The sequence below is a fragment of the Paenibacillus arenosi genome (assembly GCF_014841135.1).
Classification (GTDB): Bacteria; Bacillota; Bacilli; order Paenibacillales; family Paenibacillaceae; genus Paenibacillus_B; species Paenibacillus_B arenosi.
The window spans coordinates 245,910-263,924 of the sequence record NZ_JACYTN010000003.1 but is presented as its reverse complement, the minus strand read 5'-3'; the positions used below and the strand labels follow the sequence as shown (position 1 = coordinate 263,924).

Here is an 18,015-nt window from a genome sequence, read left to right as displayed (position 1 = left end):
CGACCTGCAAAAAAAGCTGCCCTGTAATAGGTGCAGCAATACTTTTGCATACTTATAGCATTAAAGCGGCCTAATCTTCTTAAACATATCGAAGCAACTTGAAACAAAAACATAAAAAAGTGCCTTCCCATTGGGAAAGCACGCTTCAAACTCGAAAGACTGGATTAATGCGCTGGGAAATAAACCATTTGCAGCGCAAAGATAACACCGAAAATATAAAGCAGTGGATGCACTTCGCGTCCTTTACCGTTAAACAACTTCATCACCGGATACGTAATAAATCCGATTGCGATACCTGTTGCAATGCTGGACGTCAATGGCATACTCACGATAATTGCGAATGCTGGGAATGCTTCATCGAATTGATTCCACTTAATACGCGCTAAGCCATCCATCATAAAGCAGCCAACTATAATTAGTGCCGGTGCCGTAATAGCTGGCAACCCAGAAATCGCTTGAATAACTGGAGCGAAGAACAAGGATACCCCGAACATGATCGCGACCACAACGGTAGTCAAGCCTGTACGTCCACCTGCTGCTACACCTGCGGAGGACTCGATATACGCTGTACATGGAGTTGTACCCATAACCGAACCAGCTGTCGTTGCGAACGCATCTGCCATAAGCGCCTGTTTCGTGCGCGGTAGCTTGCCATCCTTCATAATACCTGCTTGCTCAGCAACACCGATCATCGTACCTGTTGTATCGAAAATCGTTACAAGCAAGAAAGCAAATACAACGGTGTACAAACCGTGTGTGAACACACCTTGTACATCCAGGTCAAACAAAACAGGTGCTGCCGGCAAAGATACAACGCCCGCATCAAAGTTCAACAGCCCCATAAAACTGCCGACGATCGCGGTCAAAGCCATACCGACGAACAACGCACCCTTCACGTTGCGAACCATCAAGATCAAGGTCACAAGTAGACCTAACAACGTCAAGATCGTAACAGGTTGATGCAGATCTCCGAATCCAACCATCGTCGCTTCATTCGGAACAACGATACCCGAAGATTTCAAGCCTAGAAACGCGATAAACAATCCTATTCCCGCCGTAATACCGAACTTCAATGCTGGCGGAATCGCTGCGATTAACATCTCACGCAGCTTCGTGAACGTCAAAATGACGAATAATATAGCAGCCAAAAATACTGCGCCGAATACAACTTGGTACGTTACACCTTGTGAAGCAACGACAGAAGCAAAGTAAGCATTCATGCCCATGCCTGGCGCGATCGCAATTGGGTGATTAGCAAGCAAGCCCATTAACAACGTTCCGATAATCGCGGAAATAACCGTCGCTGTGAACACCTGCTGAAAAGGTACCCCTGCGGATGATAGGATAGCTGGATTGACGACAACGATGTAAACCATCGTTAAAAACGTTGTCATACCTGCGGTAACTTCTGTGCGGACATTCGTTCCGTTTTCCTGTAGTTTGAACCATTTCTGCAACATACGGATTTTGCTGCCCCTTTCAATAATAACACTTGGAATACTTAATGCATGCTACCCTATATACGATCTAATGTCAATTAAAAAACTAAATTTGTTCGGTTTTTAATATTTCCAATTGGATGAAATGCCTTATTTATAGACATAGATGAGCAAAACACGAACATTAAACAAATAACTGTCACATTTATCCTCCACCTCATCTACCTCGCTTACGACTTCCACCCCTGTATGCGAATGAGCTGTGCCAACTTACCCATCGCAAATTTCATTTCCTTAATAGAAGCATAGGCATACGACAGGCGTAATTGCCTGCTAGATCCACGATCATAAAGTGTACCGATATTCAGTAATATGCCCGCCGAAAGCGCCTGCTCGAACAGCTTGTGTAGTGGAAATGTCCCTTTCATGGTTACCCATATGTAGAACCCGCCAGTCGGCTGTTGCCAAGTTGCAATGTCATGCCACTCCTGCGACAGCAGTTCCAACATCACATCTCTTCGAACACGTAAATGTTCACGCAGTTGTTCCATATGACGCTGATGAGAACCAGATTGAAGCCAATGGTACGCCATAAGCTGCGACACGGAGCTGGAGCCATAATCCGTCTGCATTTTAATATCTGCTAACCGTTCTATCACTCGCTCGGATCCTACGATCCAGCCGATTCTCAAGCCAGGACTGACTGTTTTGGACAGCGTGCCAACATAAAGCACTTGCCCACTTGTATCTCTCGCTTTTAACGAAGTAGGCGGTTGATGATCAAGCCATAATTCTTCGTATGCGCCATCCTCTAAAATGGGCAGTCCAATCTGTCCGCACACCTGCAACAATCGCGTTCGCCGCGCTTCACTCATCACCATTCCAGTTGGATTGTGATAGGTCGGATTCGTGTAGAGCAGCACAGCTTGACGCAGCTGCTTCAAGCGGGTCAGCGCAGAAATTTGCAATCCTTCGCTATCCATAGGGACACCCGCCAGACGAATGCCTGCCGATTGAAACGCGTGGATGGAATATAAATAAGAAGGCTTCTCCAATAGTATCGTCGATTGTCGCTCTAATAATCCTGCTGATATAAGCTGAAAGGCTTGCAAAGCCCCCGATACAACGAGCACATTGGAAGGTGAAGCGTTAATGCCTCGCTGCTCCATTTCCAGACATAATTGACGACGCAGTTGCAAAGAACCCAACGGCTCTTCATAACTGAGCGGTACTGTATCCACGGAAGATGCTATTTCAGAAAATAAATGCCTCATAGTATGCTCTGGTAGCAGGCTCGGTGAAAGCTCCCCCGTTCCCAGTCGAATCATGTGAGGTACGAATTCCATCTTATTTATCGTCTGTACAAGCGGTAAGTTCGGATAATGGATACCATCTTCCACGTAACCGTTCCAATGTCTGCGGGGGAATGATACTAGTTGATCACCTTGGCTGTCATACAGAGTCAGCTCTTCCTCTCCAACAACAGCTACTCGTGTTCCTCCTCCACTGTTTCCTTCTAGCACTCCTGTAGATACAAGTCTGTCCATCGCTGCGACAATTGTACTTCGGTTAACATCCAACTGCTTAGCCAGCACCCGCTGCGAAGGAAGCTTCATACCCTATGTCCATTCACCGCTCTTTATTTTTCCGATAATATAAGATTCAATTTGCTGGTAAAGCGGTACCGAATCATTCATATTCGGCCGCCATTGTGATAAGTTGTTCATTTGACACGCTCACCTTATTTGGAATGATATTCCTTCACCTATTTGTGCTTATTATAAATTTGGTTGGCAGCATGTTCAACCGAATGGTTGGGTGCATATGCCCAACCATTCGATATGATTAGATACAGCAACTAGCTTGGTGCTATACATACGTACAGGAGGAAACAACATGGTAGAAGCATTCATTCATGGTATTTTGCTTGCTTTCGGACTTATTTTGCCGCTAGGTGTGCAAAATGTATTTATTTTCAACCAAGGAGCGATACAACCACAATTTAAGCAGGCATTGCCTGCTGTGCTAACCGCTGCATTTTGCGATACGCTGCTTATCCTGCTTGCTGTACAAGGGGTGTCGCTTATTATTTTTCAATGGGACTGGTTAAAGCAGATATTGTACGGGGTGGGATTTGTATTCATGCTCTTTATTGGGTACAGTCTATGGAAATCTGCTGGAACTCAAACCACGGTCGAGAATCGGGGGAAAACAGCACTAACAGGCCGCAAACAAATGTTGTTCGCAGCTTCTGTTTCTATATTTAATCCGCATGCCATTTTGGATACGATCGGGGTCATCGGAACAAGCTCGTTACAGTACGAGGATGAACGAAAGTGGGCATTTACGTTAGCCGCAATCGGCATCTCATGGTTATGGTTCCTCGGCTTGGCGGCCGCTGGACGAATGCTGCGCACCGCCGACACCTCAGGTAAGTTAATTGCTGTATTTAATCGCATTTCTGCCATTACGATATGGGGAATTGCCTGCTATATGCTCATTACGTTACTCAGGGGCTTAATTAGCTAAGCTCCAGTCTCCCGTAAGCCTGTAAAGTAAGCAGTCTGTCTATGGTAATACTACCGCGCCACTCCAACTCGCAGGCCGGACTAACCGCTTCCCAGCGAATCGGCCAACCACCGTCCGCCTGCTGCTCGGTCAGTAAATGATCCAAGTGAAGGCTTATATGTTCTGACGTTACCAGCTTCGCTGCTGGATAATTGGGTGCAGGAGCCCAGTCGAGCACTTTATGCACATAGCCCTCGGCCTGCGGATCAAGCTCGATAATGCCCGGCCGTTTAATGAGTTCGTCCAACCATACGCGATACTCTTGTACTTGCTCAGAATCAGGAGCATGCTCCAAGAAAGTTGCAGCTTGTACAATATCATGATAATCATACGGATTCAAATCATCCAACTGACGCCACATGTATGCAACAGAAGATTGGAACCATTCCTCTTCCTGAAAAGCATGATGCTCCGCCAATTTGTACAACAAGCCGATGATGTTGCCCGTTGGGTTCAAGGACGGCAATTGATCTTCTTCCCTATACCACCATGGAGCGTGCGGATAATTATTCACCGCTAGTGTCGCTAACGGAAATCCTCCTTCAGGACGCACGATGCCTCGCAAATAACGGCCAATCCCATCCATAATCGAAGTATCGACATATCCGATTTCATCCATCAGTCTAAGCGCTATTTCTACAGGAACAGGCTGACTATGCGGACAACGAATATCCGGCTCCAGCGCCTGCCCGAAGCCACCATCCTCATTTTGATACGCCCGTAAGGCTGCAATGACCTGTTCTGGACTGCCCTGTTCAAAATGAAATTCGTATCTCCTCCTGTCGAGAAGCCGCGCCTGTCGGTATATAAATAGCTTTGCTTGTCCTAACGCTTCTACACTCTTCTGTCCTGTCATTCCCCTATTCCCTCCCCTATTTCATTCAAGCTTACTATAAATTCAAAGCTTTACGGAATGCCTTAATCGCTTCAGGTTCGCATACAGAAAACAACCGTTCTTCCAGCTTAGCCTGTGCTTCGTCACGAGTCAGTTGTTCCTCTGCCAAACCGATACCGCGCATCCAATCCCCCAACGTCTCAAAGGAAGTATTGCGCCAGCCACCTTTTCGCTCACCGATATCATCCCGCTCTTCTTTTACACCTGAAATGACAATATCCATTGTGCTCTGAAGCTCCAAAAGACCTCGATCAAAATCTTTTTTCTTATCCTGCGCCTTCATTCCAGCCTCAGCCCGAAGCGAGCGTGTCTCGATGCCAGGATTGGCTTCAATGATGGCATACAATTCCTTCGCCTCGCGAGATAATTGACCACCCGCGTAACGTTCCTCCACAGACTGCTCGCTTCCAATTAGCGCCCTAAGTGCAGATACAAGATCAGCAGATACGAGTACTGACTTTTTCTTCAGAAACTTGCCATACGCGGCACTCCCATCACTAGGAAAGCGAACTCTCCAACGCCACGGATCATTATCTTCATCCGTATGCCACTGCTCACTAGGTGTAATTACATCCAGAGAAGGATGGTTCGGTATTAGCTTCGCCAATGGCAAAATACCAACTTCGCGTATCACTTCAACCGCTTCATCATACGTACAAATAGGTTCTTGTTTCATGCTTACGGGCCTCCTATAGAAATGAATCGATACACATGTACATGTGTATTTGCAACTCATGTAGCGAGGGCATTCCAGTCATTCGCCCAACATTGCTGGGAACCATACGTGCCCTTATTATCCTGTATCGTCAATTAGACTTCCCTTCATAACGGGCATACACTTGAGCGGCCAACTTCGCAACCTCTTCTCGCAGTTCAAGAGGTTCCAACACTTCAGCATCCATGCCCAGCCGGTAAAACCATTCCACGACCCATTGCCATTCTGACCTCGGAAGCTCGGCATCCAGTTCCCATTCATCATCACCACATAGATGAACCTTCTCACCTAGGTGCTCGTCTTGTTCAACCAGCCGAACACCGCGGTATGTAAGTCGAGCCACGATTCGTACACGTTCCGTGTGTGGTTGGAATACGTCTCGCTCCACCTTTGCCGATAAATCTTGGCCTCGTGCTACTTGATATGAATCTCTTTGCTGAGCATCCATAGCATAAGCCACTGCTTGATTGCCCAACAGTCGCAGCTCCGTAACGCGATCGACTCGGAACGAACGTGATTCACCATGTGTAAAAGAGTACGCTTCACAGTACCAAAAGCCATTAGCAGTATACACCCGCTGTGGTAATAGCTTCAGCCACCGCTCGTGACGTATAGAACGGTAAAATGCCTCTATCGCATGTCCTTCTACAGCAGCTTCCAACAGTTGAGTCAAATGAGGTGTCCGGTAACTCCGCTTAGGCATAAACAGTTCCATCTTATTCAACTTCGTATGCAGTTGCGAACGATAGGTGGGTGTCAGTGCATGCTTTATCTTATCTATAACCGTCCAGCGCTCCGCATTGAAAGGCGAGTCTGCTAATTGAGTCATCCCTTGCAGCGCAACTAGTGTCAACAGTGCCTCTTCTTCACTCAACGCAAGTGGGGGCAAGTTGTATCCTTCCATGAGTCGATAACCGCCATGCGGACCACTCTCGCCATATAACGGTATTCCCATTTCACTAAGCGTCTGCATGTCACGCAAAATCGTCCGTTTGGACACCTCGAATTTGTCAGCGAGCGACTGGGCTGTTTCTGCTTGCTGCTGCAACGCCATCACGATAGCGGTCAAGCGGTCACTGCGCTTCATGACTGTACCTCCGATCCCCAATTGCCCTTAGTATAACAACCTATTAGTGACAGCTTGTGTGTCACCAATTTTTGAACGGCATGTAAATCCCTAAACTTTCTGTTACCAAATTGAAACCCAATTGTATCCATGTAAATCGATTTCGCTAAGAAATTCGTAACATTCTCAACCCTATTCTGATCTATTCTATACACGCAACTTCACAATCCACAGGAAAGGCAAGTGAATCACATGAAAAATAAGCTCATGAAAGTAACGCTCGTTATAAGCGCAGCCGCTTTGCTATCAACAGGAAGCTTAGGAAGCAGTACACCCGCTTTTGCTTCCAACACCTCTCTGCAATCACAATCATCTGAAGCGAGGACTGACTCTCTCGTATTAACCACTCAAGAGACCAACAACAAACCGACACCCACCAAATCATCCAAGCACAAAAATGTCATCGTGAACATGAAAAAACTAGCCAGCAAGGCTAAATCCGCATATGAACTAATTGCGTACATGGATAAACATATTCACAAAGTAAAACCAGAGCAAGCCACAGAAATGCTTCTCATTTTAGAAAAATACTATGAAAATCACGTTGAACAAGTCATTGGCCAGCTAAATGAAATCATTGCAAATCCCAAACTACACGCCCAACTTAAGAAGCTCGGCAGCAAACTAAATAAGTTCGATAAAATTAAAGATAAGTCGTTCAAGAAATGGCTACTCCTTCAACAAAAGGGCAAGCTAAAGCTAAAATATGACGGTACCCTCTACTTCTACCACGTTGACTATGAAGCGATCCAAAACGCCTATCGCTCTGCATTCAACAAAGATACAGCCTTCTACCTTCAATATACAGCCCTCAGCAACAAAGAGCTTTATTATATTTTTGACGATAACAAAAAACCACCCTACGAAACGCTAATGAAACGCGCTCATGTCATTGACCAACATATACAAAAAACACCTAAAAGCCGTCACCTGAAAGAGCTAAAAGATTTACACCATGGCTACCTGTGGCAATTTTTCAATCGAAATTGGGATGATGTCACCGATAAAAAGACAGGGAAGCTTCACCCTAAAATGAAGAAGACGTATGCAAACCTAATCGAAAAGTACGGAGAAACAAGAAGCGGCAGCCTGCTAGTCAAATATGTAGAGTTAATTGCACAGCATAAAGATGCCATTTTAGATAGCGATGGAAAGTTTCTACCGTATATGAATAAGTTTTGGGATGAAGACTATAGCAAGCTTTATAAAGAGACATTTAAATAACGACTTCAGCATGAGGCATACCCTAACGAACATTTACAAACGATACGATAAAAAAGGGTTGTTCCCACCATGGGGAACAACCCTCTTTACATTTTTAAGATATGCTATCAATCACGAGCATAACGGGATTTATCTAGTAGCTTAAGCAGCCTTAGCCTTCTTCTTCGACCCTTTACGGCTAATTTTGCTAACTGCCTCATACACGATTGGAACGACTAGCAACGTAAGCAAGGTAGAGCTCGTCAATCCACCGATAACCGTTACGCCAAGACCACGGGAAATAACGCCGCTGCCTTCCATGCCGATCGCTAGCGGAATTAGTGCACCAATTGTCGCGATAGCCGTCATCAAGATCGGACGAAGACGTGTCGTTGCTGCTTCAAGCAATGCTTCACGAACGGAATAGCCTTCCTCTTCCTTTTGAATAACGCGGTCGATCAATACGATCGCATTCGTTACAACGATACCGATGAGCATCAACATACCGATAAGTGCCGATACGCTGATCGTCTCTCCTGCAATAAACAGCGCTACAATTGCACCAATAATCGTGAACGGCAAGGAGAACAAGATTGCAAACGGTGCTAGACCGCCGCCAAATGTAATCACAAGTACCAAGTATACGATTGCGATTGCCGCAAGCATTGCGATACCAAGCTGTTTGAACGACTCTTCGATATCAGCCGTTACCCCACCCGTAGAAATTTCTACGCCTACAGGAAGTTTCATCGCATCGATTTCTTTTTGTACTGCAGCAGAGACTTCTGCTACATTTGTGCCTGTAATTTTACCGCTCACGTCTAGAACGAGGCGACCGTTTTTACGCGTAATTGTATCGGATGTCGAACCTTCGTTTAACTCAACAACATCCTTCACTTTCACTTTTGTGCCAAGTGGAGTTGTAAGCTCTCGATTCAACAAATCATCGATAGAGTTAGCTTTCTTTTCTTTCACTTGCAAGTAAACATTCAGTTCTTCGCCATCTTTCTCAACCGTCGTCAACACTGGGCGCTCTCGCTGTTGGCTAAGCTCCATGCCGACTTGAGCAGATGTTAAGCCGTATTGACTTAATTTCTTATGATCGATCGTCAATGTATATTCATCGTATGCATCAGACAAGCTGGATTCAACATCCTTCAAGCCTTCAACTTTAGACATACGCTCTTCAAGCTCAGTAACAACCGGCTTCATTTTCTCCATGCTGTCGCCGAACACGTACATCTTCATATCATTGCCGCTGAATCCACCTGTAGCAAAGTCCATTTGACCCCACTCGCCTTTTGGCGTTTTCGCTTGCAAATCAGTGATAACCTGCTCTTTCAACGCTGTGAAATTAGGCGTATCTGGATTATAGCTGATGAAGAACAGCGCCTGATTGCTAGCCCCTGGGCTCATTGGATTCTCACTACCTACTGAATACTGCACAACATCTACATATTCACTAGCTTGGAAATACTCTTCTGCCATTGTTGATGTCTTTTTCACATCTTCCAGCGTTTGGCCCGCTTCTGGATTGAACGTTGCAATAATCATCTTCTGCTCTTCAGCAGGCAGGAAGCTGACGCCAACGAATGGTGTAAGCAGTAAGCTACCAACCAACAATGCCACCGCAATTAGCGATGTAACTACTTTGTGATTCAAAGACCATTGCAGTGTACGCTTATACGCCAAAGCAAGACGGCCTGGATTATCCTCATGATGCTGATGCTTGTCGTTAATCCCGTTCTTAAACATTTGATGCGCCATCATTGGCACGATCGTGATTGCAACAACTAGAGATGCAAGCAATGCAAATACGATCGTCAAGCCAAATGGCAAGAACATTTCACCGACCATTCCCGAAACAAGGCCAAGCGGAAGGAATACCGCAATCGTTACAATCGTGGAAGACAAGATCGGCATAAACATTTCTTTCGTCGCTTCACGAATAAGATCGAATCCTTTAAGCTTCTCTTGCTTCAAGGACATACGACGGTAAATATTTTCAACGACAACGATAGAGTCATCGACAACGCGTCCAATTGCGACCGTCATCGCGCCAAGTGTCATAATATTGAGCGTAATATCCATTTGATGCAATAAAAGAACCGCAATAAGCAAGGACAACGGAATCGATACAACCGATATCAGTGTTGTACGAAGGTTTCGCAAGAACAGCAAAATAATAAGCATGGCGAAACCTGCACCGAACAAGGCTTTGCTTAACATCGTGTGCACGGAATCTTCAATTGGCTTGCCTTGATCAGATGTAGAAATAAACGTTAAGTCTGGATACTTCGCTTCAAAGTCTGCAACGACAGCCTTAACTGCATTTACAACTTCAACGGTATTCGCGTCAGCAGCTTTTACAATCTGCATACCGATAGCATCTTGACCGTTTGTACGGGATACAGACTCTGCTTGACCTGTCAGTTTAATGTCAGCTACTTCACTAAGCTTAACCGTCGGCAGCTTCATGTTTGCAGCTGCTTGACCTTGTGCACTAGGTGGAAGTGCCTGAGCTCCTGCGCCAGCAGCAGATTGCCCTGCTGCACCTGGCATTGCTCCCATTCCAGCTCCAGGCGTTGCTGGTTGCTGCCCAGCAGCTCCTGCACCACCCATAGCAGCCGGATTGTACGGAATTTCAAGATTGCGCAGCTCTTCTAGCGTCGTCAACTTGCCATCAACTACAACAGACTGCTCAGTCTCCCCGAATTGGTACAAGCCCAACGGGAAACGCAAGTTAGATGCTTGCAGCAGTCCACGAACCGTATCCTCTTGCAAGCCATATTTCTTCATCTGATCGTCTTTGAACGTCAGCTGTACTTCATCGACTTGTTGACCGGAAACTTGGATGCTAGCAACGCCATCTACACCCTCAAGCTTAGGTACAATTTCTTCTTCTACTTGCTTCGTCAGCTCTGCAAGCGACTGCTTGTCATTCGCTGCACTCAACGTTATAACAGGGAACGCACTGAAGCTCATACGAGATACTTTCGGAGACTGCACGCCTTCAGGCAAGCTAAGTTCAGCCATAATGCTCTTCACTTCTGCTTCTGCCTTCTCCATATCGGTATCGAAATCATACATAATCGTTATCGCAGATGCATTCTGGAACGAGGAGGAATCAACACTATCGACCCCCGGCAAGTTCTGTATCCGCTGCTCAATTGGCTTGGTAACTTCATCAGCCACTTCCTGTGGAGCAGCACCTGGATAAACGGTCGTTACCGTTACCACAGGTGTTGTAATATCCGGCAGCGTCTCCATCTTCATTTGCGTTCCTGAGTACAGACCAGACACGACTACAATAATCGTGATTAGCCATAACGCAAATTTGTTTTTCAAAGAAAAATTAATAATACTATTCAACGTCTCTCCTCCACTCCTATTTTGCTCTCTTCCCTGCTCTGTCATGGCATGATATCAATAACAGATATACGGGCAACGTATAGAGTTACACAAACAACCTATACATAGTTTTTGACTGACTAGTCATAATAATATAAAATATAACTGACCAGACAGTCGGAGTCAACTAGTGGACGTCGTTCAGAATGAACATTGACGAACAGAACATTCACGTCATAATAAAGGTACCAGACCTAAATAGGAGCGTATCATATGAAGGAAAAAGAAAAATGGTTGATCGAGGCTGGTATGAAGCTGTTCGCTCGCAAAGGCGTATTGGCCACTTCCATACAAGAAATCGCTACCGAGAGCGGCATTTCCAAAGGTGCTTTCTACTTATACTTTGATTCCAAAGAAGACCTGCTGCTGGCGATATTCCGATATTACTATGACCTTATCAACACTAAAGTTCACGAAGTGGGACAACATATAACAGACCCGAAGGAACGATTCATCCGGCAACTCCAAGTCCAGTTGGAGGAAATTGAAAAGCATAAAGAATTCATCGTCATGCACGCACGCGAGCATGCTATTCCATTCAATCAAGATATCGCAGAATTCGTGTTTACTATGCGGGATGAGATGTTTACTTTTTTCCGTAACCATCTCATTCATATGTTTGGAGAAGAACGCGTTCAGTCATATGTCACAGACCTTACCCTGCTCATGCAAGGCATGACGCAAGTATTTTGCGAAATGATGCTACTTCATAATAAACCGAGTGATCTTGGGGAATCGGCTGCTTATATGGTGCGGCGTATCGAAGACTTACTAGAAGGCTTTGAGCGTTCCGGTGATAAACCTATATTCGAATCTTATAGTAACAATAGCATGTGCTTATCGTATGCAGCGGCACCTGTCGATCCTAAGCAACAACTACTACAGGAGCTTCATACGGTTGCAAAAGAAGCTTCACATACGGCTAATGATGACCATCTTCGTATTACATTGGACGTGTTGATCGAGGAGCTGACAGCTAATGAGCCGCGTCTACCTCTTGTAGAGGGCATGCTGTACAACTTACGAAATTATGAAACTCTTGCGCCGATCATCGAAAAAGTTCGAAATCATTTCTGTACTTCTTCTGACTCATCGAAATGAAGATAAGGTAGAGGAATGGATGAGATTGTTGGGTTCATGTACAGATCCTTCTTATTAAAAATAAAAGAGGCGGAGAAACCATACAGGTTCCTCGCCTCTTTCTATGTGCGCCATCTATCTGTTCCCGGATGCTAAAGTAGACTTAGTGCATCTAGCAAACCAAGCCAGCACGCACCTACTGCCCATGTATTCGAACTTGATTACGCCCTGCTTGCTTGGCTTCGTACATTGCTTGATCCGCTAGTTGTATCAGCGAGCTTTCTTGCCCTTCTTGATTGGGCAGTACTTGCATCGTAAAGCTGCCCAAGCTGCAAGTCACGACTGAGAATGCTGGCGGCACACCGTGCACGATGCCTAGATGTTCTACCGTTAAGCGCACAGCTTCAGCAATAATGGCCGCCTGCATCTTATCGGTATGCGGTAAAATAATTGCGAATTCTTCACCACCATAGCGAGCTACGATCGCATTGGAATCCGATAATGCGTCACGTACTGCATGGGCAACACTCGTTAGACACTCGTCCCCTTGCTGGTGACCATACGTATCATTGTACAATTTAAAATAGTCCAGATCGAACAGCATAAGCGTTAGCGGCGTTCCTGCTTCTCCTGAAGACTGCCACTCCTGCTGCAATACTTGATCGAAATATCGGCGATTATACACACCTGTTAAACCATCTCGGAACGAGAAATCTTTTAAAAGACGGTTGGCCATTTGCAGCTTCTCATTCGCTTCTTTCATTCGCTGCTCTGACACAATCCGTAACGTAACATCGCGGTAAAAGATCGAGACCCCCTCTTCTGTCGGGTACATTCTCGTCTCCAACCAACGCTGCTTAGGCTCATCGAACCAAAGAAATTCGGTTCTAACCTTCTCTGTCATGGTTCGCATACTGTGCTCATACCATTGTGTGTCTAGCAAATGCGTATTAAATACCCAGAAATGCTTTCCCTTTACTTCTATAAAAGAGATACCCTCAAACTGCTCCGCACTCTTATTTACAAACATATATTTCCAATCATTACTCAGCGCCACGAAACAATCTGATAAACTGTTTAACGTGTTATTGAGATGAGCCTGTGACTGTTTGAGTTGAACCTGCGATCGGGTCAAACGGATGTAGAGCTGATTCACCTCAAAGAACAGTACTGCCAGAGCCGCCGTAGCAGACAACAGCGCATTAAAGCGCGCCATATACCAGCCAACACTATATCGCTCACCAGCGTACAAGGTTAAAATCACGTCCAAACAGAATGTAAATACGGATAAAGTCAACCATATATGCAGCACACTGTTGAATTTCGTTCTAAGCAGCAGCATCGTGAACGCTATTACATTTAGGACAGCAACAGCAGGCCCTATCCCTGAATAGACAAGCTTTTCATAATTATGTCCATCTAAAAATGCCGGAAGGTCAGCACGATAGGAGTACAGCAAATAAGTTACTATAACAACGATAGCCCCTGTTCCTAGCAGCATGCCTCCTCGCAGCCATTTCTCCCTGCCCATTTTTAGCGGTTGACTACTATTTTCACTTTTCAAATGCAACGAATATTTAATAATACCGATCGGATAACCAATATGCCATACCAGCCATAACCAAAGGGATAGTTGCTCCAAATTGCCTACCCAATGATAGGGGAGTATACCAGGAAATGCAGCTGCATGCGGAATAACGATAAGTGCAGTAAATAAGAAGGTCGCGGATAGAATGAGCAGTGGCTTTTCACCAGATGCCCGATATTGTATGTAAAAGAGATGGGAGGTTACGAAGTCTCCGATTAATACCCACGCAATGAATAGAGGATAAAAAGCATTCACTTCCAGAAAATGGTTCTGTGCATAGGGGAGAACAGACATCGACAGACCAATGATCAACAAACCAACAACCGTTGCAATGACCGTCTGTTTTCGTGTTGGCGGTAACTTTAAAATGGTTGTCAATGGATCTTTCATATCTGGCATTACTCGTTCAACCTTTCTTCATCATTAGTTGCTGTATTGCACATGATTCACAACTAAATTTGATCTCTGCATGACTTGTCTAAACGTATTTTTTATTTTCCCCGAAATGTAACTTTTATCTTACTACAAGGAAGATGCAGTGTACACCTACAGCCACGTCAGGGTTTATGCGGCTTGGATATTCCATTCGCAATCTTAAGACAAGCAGCACCTGCACATACGAAACCAACTTTATGCTAAAGCTATTGACTGCTGAGGCACAGCCCTATAGAATAAGAGAAATTTTATATACCACTATCTCGTATAGGGTCGGAAATAAGGTCCGACTGTTTCTACCGAACTACCTTAAATAGTTTGACTACGAGGAAGGATTAGGCTGTTCCGAGCTGGACAAGCTTTGAGAGCAATCGGCGATTGATATAAGACAGCAAATGAGAAAGGCAGTATTTTGCATGAACACTGTGGCTCTCTCCTGCCTGTCTTGTTATGATCTACCCATTTGGGAACAGATCGAATAGATAACCGATGCAGATGCAGCCTCTAGTTCCTTCTACTCCAGTCAAGCTCTAAGTGTTCGATTCGATACGCTAGAGTTTTTTTCATTTGGAGGGGAATTGCAAGTGACAACGGGACAAACAGAAAAAGAAATAGCTATGCAACAATGGATCGCCGCTGCTTCCAAGCGTGAACAGGCAGATATCGTTATTCGCAATGGACGCATCGTAGACGTATTTCAACACGAAATTAGAGAAGGTGATATTGCGATTACAAATGGTCGCATTGTCGGTATCGGCGAGTATGAAGGCAAACAGATTATTGATGCGGAAGGGCGCTATATTTGTCCTGGCTTTATCGATGCGCATGTCCACATTGAATCTTCGATGGTTACTCCATCTGAATTCGCACGTGTAGTGCTGCCGCATGGCGTAACTTCTGTTATCACAGATCCACATGAAATTGCCAATGTTAGTGGTACAGCTGGCATTCAATATATGTTAGATGCATCTGAAGGCTTGCCTCTAGATGTATATGTGATGCTTCCATCTTGTGTGCCTTCTACTCCCTATGAGCATGCTGGAGCCGTGCTGCATGCAGAAGCATTGGAGCCTTTCTATCAACACCCACGAGTACTTGGACTAGCCGAAGTTATGGATTACCCTTCTGTACACAACGGTACGCCAGATATGATACGCAAGCTGACAGACGCTTATGCGAGAAGCAAATATATGGATGGCCATGGCGCTGGACTAAGTGGAGAACAGATTAATGTTTATCGCGCCGCAGGCATCCGCACAGATCACGAATGTGTATCTGCTGAGCAAGCAAGAGAACGACTTAGCCGTGGAATGTATATATTGCTGCGAGAAGGCTCTGTTGCTAAAGACGTACGCAGTCTTGCATCCGTCGTTACGCCCCACAACGCACGCCGCTGTTTATTTTGTACAGATGACAAGCATTTGGATGAACTTGTGCAGGAAGGCAGCATCAACTGGAATATAAAGCTCGCGATTGAATCCGGCATTCCAGCTTTGACTGCCATTCAAATGGCAACCTTAAATGCTGCGGAATGCTACGGGCTTGAAACAAAAGGAGCTGTCGCTCCTGGGTATGATGCCGATTTGCTATTTCTCAATCAGCTAGACACGGTAGAAATCAGTCACGTATTCAAAGCAGGTCAGCTTGTCGCTTCTAACGGAGCCTATGTAGGGTCAAAATTGACAATTACCACCCCACCATCGACTGTATTGAACAGTGTTCGATTAAGCAATATAGATGCTGAGCAGCTCGCCATTCCATTGCCTGAACACACTCATTGTTCGATCATTGGTATTCAACCAAATAGTTTGATAACCGATCATCTTATGGATAAGGTAACCATCGTCAACGGTACCTTCCAACCTTCGATACAAGCTGATCAGTTAAAATTAGCCGTACTGGAACGTCATCACCATACCGGACATATTGGGCATGGTATTGTAAAAGGCTTTGGCTTCCGTGCCGGGGCAATTGCATCAACTGTTGCCCATGACTCGCATAATCTTGTCGTCGCAGGCACGAATGATGCTGACATGCTCATCGCAATTGATGAACTTCGTCAGTCAGAAGGCGGACTAACTGTCGTCAAAAATGGAGTCGTACTTTCCACGCTTCCGTTACCGATATCAGGTTTAATGGCGACTCTGCCCTATGAAGAAGTATTGAAACAATTGGAGCAGTTGCATCATGCGTTAGAACAGATCGGCGCTTCGACTGAGTTTCATCCATTCGTGACTTTATCTTTCTTGTGCCTGCCTGTTATTCCAGAACTTAAGTTGACGGATATGGGATTGTTTTCATTCCAGTCCTTCAATCATATTTCAATATGGGAGGCACGCTCATAAACCTTTATCGCTACCATTATATAACCCAACTGTTCGCTATTAAAATGTGATCAATCCAAAAGCTGATTTTAATGAAAAGGCGCCTATTTGGAGGCGCCTTTGTTTATTCTTACAAGCGTGCCCGTTTATTTGTAAGCAGGCTTTTTCAACAATTCAGGCACAGTTACTAGCTCTATTCCTTGATTTCGCAATTGCTTAATGATTTGCGGCAGAGCTTGAACGGTTCCGCTCAAGTCTTCCCCTTCCCCACCCGCAGAATGCTGAAGCACAATAGCCCCTGCTGTTACATCACCCATTACATTAGCCAGCACTTGCTCCGCATTTAAACCTTTCCAATCCAATGAATCCACATTCCAATTCACGATGGATATGTTTTTGCTTACGAGCCATTTGATCTGTTCTTCGGTAATATTTCCGTAAGGTGGTCTCAGATACCGCATCGTTTTTCCTGTTAATTTTTTGATCGTTTGCTGCGTATCCGATACTTCTCGTTGAAATACGGTGTTCGATACCTTTGCCAAATTAGGATGATTATACGTGTGGTTTCCTAATATGTGCCCTTCTTTAACGATACGATTAATAATATCAGGATGCTTCTGTGCTCTGTTGCCGACCACGAAAAATGTCGCTTTCACTTTGTATTCCTTCAGTACATCCAGAACTCGTGGTGTAAATAATTGATCAGGAGCATCATCGAACGTTAACGCAACACGAGGCGGTGTTGATGGACCTGAGAAATGAAAGTTCGAACGGTATTTTTTGCGGAGCTCTTCCAGCGTCAATGGTTGCGTATTGCGATTCTTGTTCTCAGGTCCGCCTGCGAGCTCAGGCGCTCCATTAGGTACAAGCTTGTACTCTTTAATCGTATTATTTTTAACAGATTTCGCCTGATTAGAATTCGATGATGTCCCATTTGTATTGGAGTTGGAGTAACAGCCGGTAATCATCACAGCAAAGAGAAGCATCATTAACAAGCAATTCCGCAAATATCTTTTTCGCACCATCATTTTCATTGCCCCCTAAATGTATATAAGGTTACAATTCCCCAATCAAGCGAGGTTCATGATGGCATCTTATACCTTCTTCCATCTGACACACTCTTTCTTACTGTTTAAAAAAGCGAATAAACATTCGAGCTAAAACATCTCATTTCTAGGTTGTTATTTATACTAGCTATTCCACTTTTAATAGGGAAGCAAATATTCATCGA

At 44.9% G+C, this 18,015-nt stretch carries 11 protein-coding genes, 1 pseudogene and 1 riboswitch; of the genes and pseudogenes, 4 read left to right on the top strand and 8 right to left on the bottom strand.

Annotation, left to right across the window (positions count from 1 at the left end; all coding sequences use genetic code 11):
- Positions 1-164 precede the first annotated feature (164 nt).
- Together IFO66_RS07130 and IFO66_RS07125 are read right to left on the bottom strand one after the other, a co-directional pair.
- Positions 165-1,460 (bottom strand): NCS2 family permease, encoded by a 1,296-nt coding sequence (locus IFO66_RS07130; RefSeq protein ID WP_028593944.1) that lies wholly within the window; start codon positions 1,458-1,460, stop codon positions 165-167.
- A 209-nt stretch (positions 1,461-1,669) separates the two neighbouring features.
- Positions 1,670-3,166: pseudogene (locus tag IFO66_RS07125) on the bottom strand (aminotransferase-like domain-containing protein).
- 169 nt (positions 3,167-3,335) lie between these two features.
- Here IFO66_RS07125 and IFO66_RS07120 point away from each other — a divergent pair.
- Positions 3,336-3,968: a LysE/ArgO family amino acid transporter gene (locus IFO66_RS07120; protein ID WP_192024468.1), complete on the top strand. Its 633-nt coding sequence runs from the start codon at positions 3,336-3,338 to the stop codon at positions 3,966-3,968.
- Here the strand turns inward: IFO66_RS07120 and IFO66_RS07115 are convergent.
- The 3 genes from IFO66_RS07115 to IFO66_RS07105 form a co-directional block, all read right to left on the bottom strand.
- On the bottom strand, positions 3,961-4,863 hold the full coding sequence (locus IFO66_RS07115) for a prenyltransferase/squalene oxidase repeat-containing protein (protein WP_192024467.1): 903 nt from the start codon (positions 4,861-4,863) through the stop codon (positions 3,961-3,963). The two genes, IFO66_RS07120 and IFO66_RS07115, sit on opposite strands and share 8 nt — an antisense overlap.
- A gap of 34 nt (positions 4,864-4,897) precedes the next feature.
- On the bottom strand, positions 4,898-5,578 hold the full coding sequence (locus IFO66_RS07110; protein WP_192024466.1) for an AlkZ-related protein: 681 nt from the start codon (positions 5,576-5,578) through the stop codon (positions 4,898-4,900).
- A gap of 130 nt (positions 5,579-5,708) precedes the next feature.
- Positions 5,709-6,704: a helix-turn-helix transcriptional regulator gene (locus IFO66_RS07105; protein ID WP_192024465.1), complete on the bottom strand. Its 996-nt coding sequence runs from the start codon at positions 6,702-6,704 to the stop codon at positions 5,709-5,711.
- A 231-nt stretch (positions 6,705-6,935) separates the two neighbouring features.
- On the opposite strand from IFO66_RS07105, the gene IFO66_RS07100 reads away from it, so the two are divergent.
- Positions 6,936-7,967 (top strand): hypothetical protein, encoded by a 1,032-nt coding sequence (locus tag IFO66_RS07100; RefSeq protein ID WP_192024464.1) that lies wholly within the window; start codon positions 6,936-6,938, stop codon positions 7,965-7,967.
- Positions 7,968-8,108: 141 nt separating this feature from the next.
- Here the strand turns inward: IFO66_RS07100 and IFO66_RS07095 are convergent, their stop codons facing one another.
- Positions 8,109-11,318, bottom strand: coding sequence for an efflux RND transporter permease subunit (locus IFO66_RS07095; protein WP_192024463.1), 3,210 nt, complete (start codon positions 11,316-11,318; stop codon positions 8,109-8,111).
- Positions 11,319-11,570: 252 nt separating this feature from the next.
- On the opposite strand from IFO66_RS07095, the gene IFO66_RS07090 reads away from it, so the two are divergent.
- On the top strand, positions 11,571-12,458 hold the full coding sequence (locus IFO66_RS07090) for a TetR/AcrR family transcriptional regulator (protein WP_192024462.1): 888 nt from the start codon (positions 11,571-11,573) through the stop codon (positions 12,456-12,458).
- A gap of 175 nt (positions 12,459-12,633) precedes the next feature.
- Here IFO66_RS07090 and IFO66_RS07085 read toward each other — a convergent pair whose 3' ends face one another.
- Positions 12,634-14,424 (bottom strand): sensor domain-containing diguanylate cyclase, encoded by a 1,791-nt coding sequence (locus IFO66_RS07085; RefSeq protein ID WP_192024461.1) that lies wholly within the window; start codon positions 14,422-14,424, stop codon positions 12,634-12,636.
- Between the two features lie 279 nt (positions 14,425-14,703).
- Positions 14,704-14,805: riboswitch (purine riboswitch) on the top strand.
- A gap of 137 nt (positions 14,806-14,942) precedes the next feature.
- Between IFO66_RS07085 and ade the strand changes: the two genes are divergently transcribed.
- Positions 14,943-16,805, top strand: a complete 1,863-nt coding sequence (gene ade, locus IFO66_RS07080) for an adenine deaminase (RefSeq protein WP_192024672.1) — start codon at positions 14,943-14,945, stop codon at positions 16,803-16,805.
- Between the two features lie 125 nt (positions 16,806-16,930).
- On the opposite strand, the gene IFO66_RS07075 is transcribed toward ade, so the two are convergent.
- Positions 16,931-17,812 carry a polysaccharide deacetylase family protein gene (locus IFO66_RS07075; protein ID WP_225445561.1) on the bottom strand — a complete coding sequence of 294 codons (882 nt, stop codon included), beginning with the start codon at positions 17,810-17,812 and terminating at the stop codon, positions 16,931-16,933.
- Positions 17,813-18,015: the final 203 nt, after the last annotated feature.

Coding starts and splice junctions, on each gene's coding strand:
- IFO66_RS07130 (WP_028593944.1), bottom strand. CDS start 1,460: ATGTTGCAGAAATGGTTCAAACTACAGGAAAACGGAACGAATGTCCGC.
- IFO66_RS07120 (WP_192024468.1), top strand. CDS start 3,336: ATGGTAGAAGCATTCATTCATGGTATTTTGCTTGCTTTCGGACTTATT.
- IFO66_RS07115 (WP_192024467.1), bottom strand. CDS start 4,863: ATGACAGGACAGAAGAGTGTAGAAGCGTTAGGACAAGCAAAGCTATTT.
- IFO66_RS07110 (WP_192024466.1), bottom strand. CDS start 5,578: ATGAAACAAGAACCTATTTGTACGTATGATGAAGCGGTTGAAGTGATA.
- IFO66_RS07105 (WP_192024465.1), bottom strand. CDS start 6,704: ATGAAGCGCAGTGACCGCTTGACCGCTATCGTGATGGCGTTGCAGCAG.
- IFO66_RS07100 (WP_192024464.1), top strand. CDS start 6,936: ATGAAAAATAAGCTCATGAAAGTAACGCTCGTTATAAGCGCAGCCGCT.
- IFO66_RS07090 (WP_192024462.1), top strand. CDS start 11,571: ATGAAGGAAAAAGAAAAATGGTTGATCGAGGCTGGTATGAAGCTGTTC.
- IFO66_RS07085 (WP_192024461.1), bottom strand. CDS start 14,424: ATGCCAGATATGAAAGATCCATTGACAACCATTTTAAAGTTACCGCCA.
- IFO66_RS07075 (WP_225445561.1), bottom strand. CDS start 17,812: ATGATGGTGCGAAAAAGATATTTGCGGAATTGCTTGTTAATGATGCTT.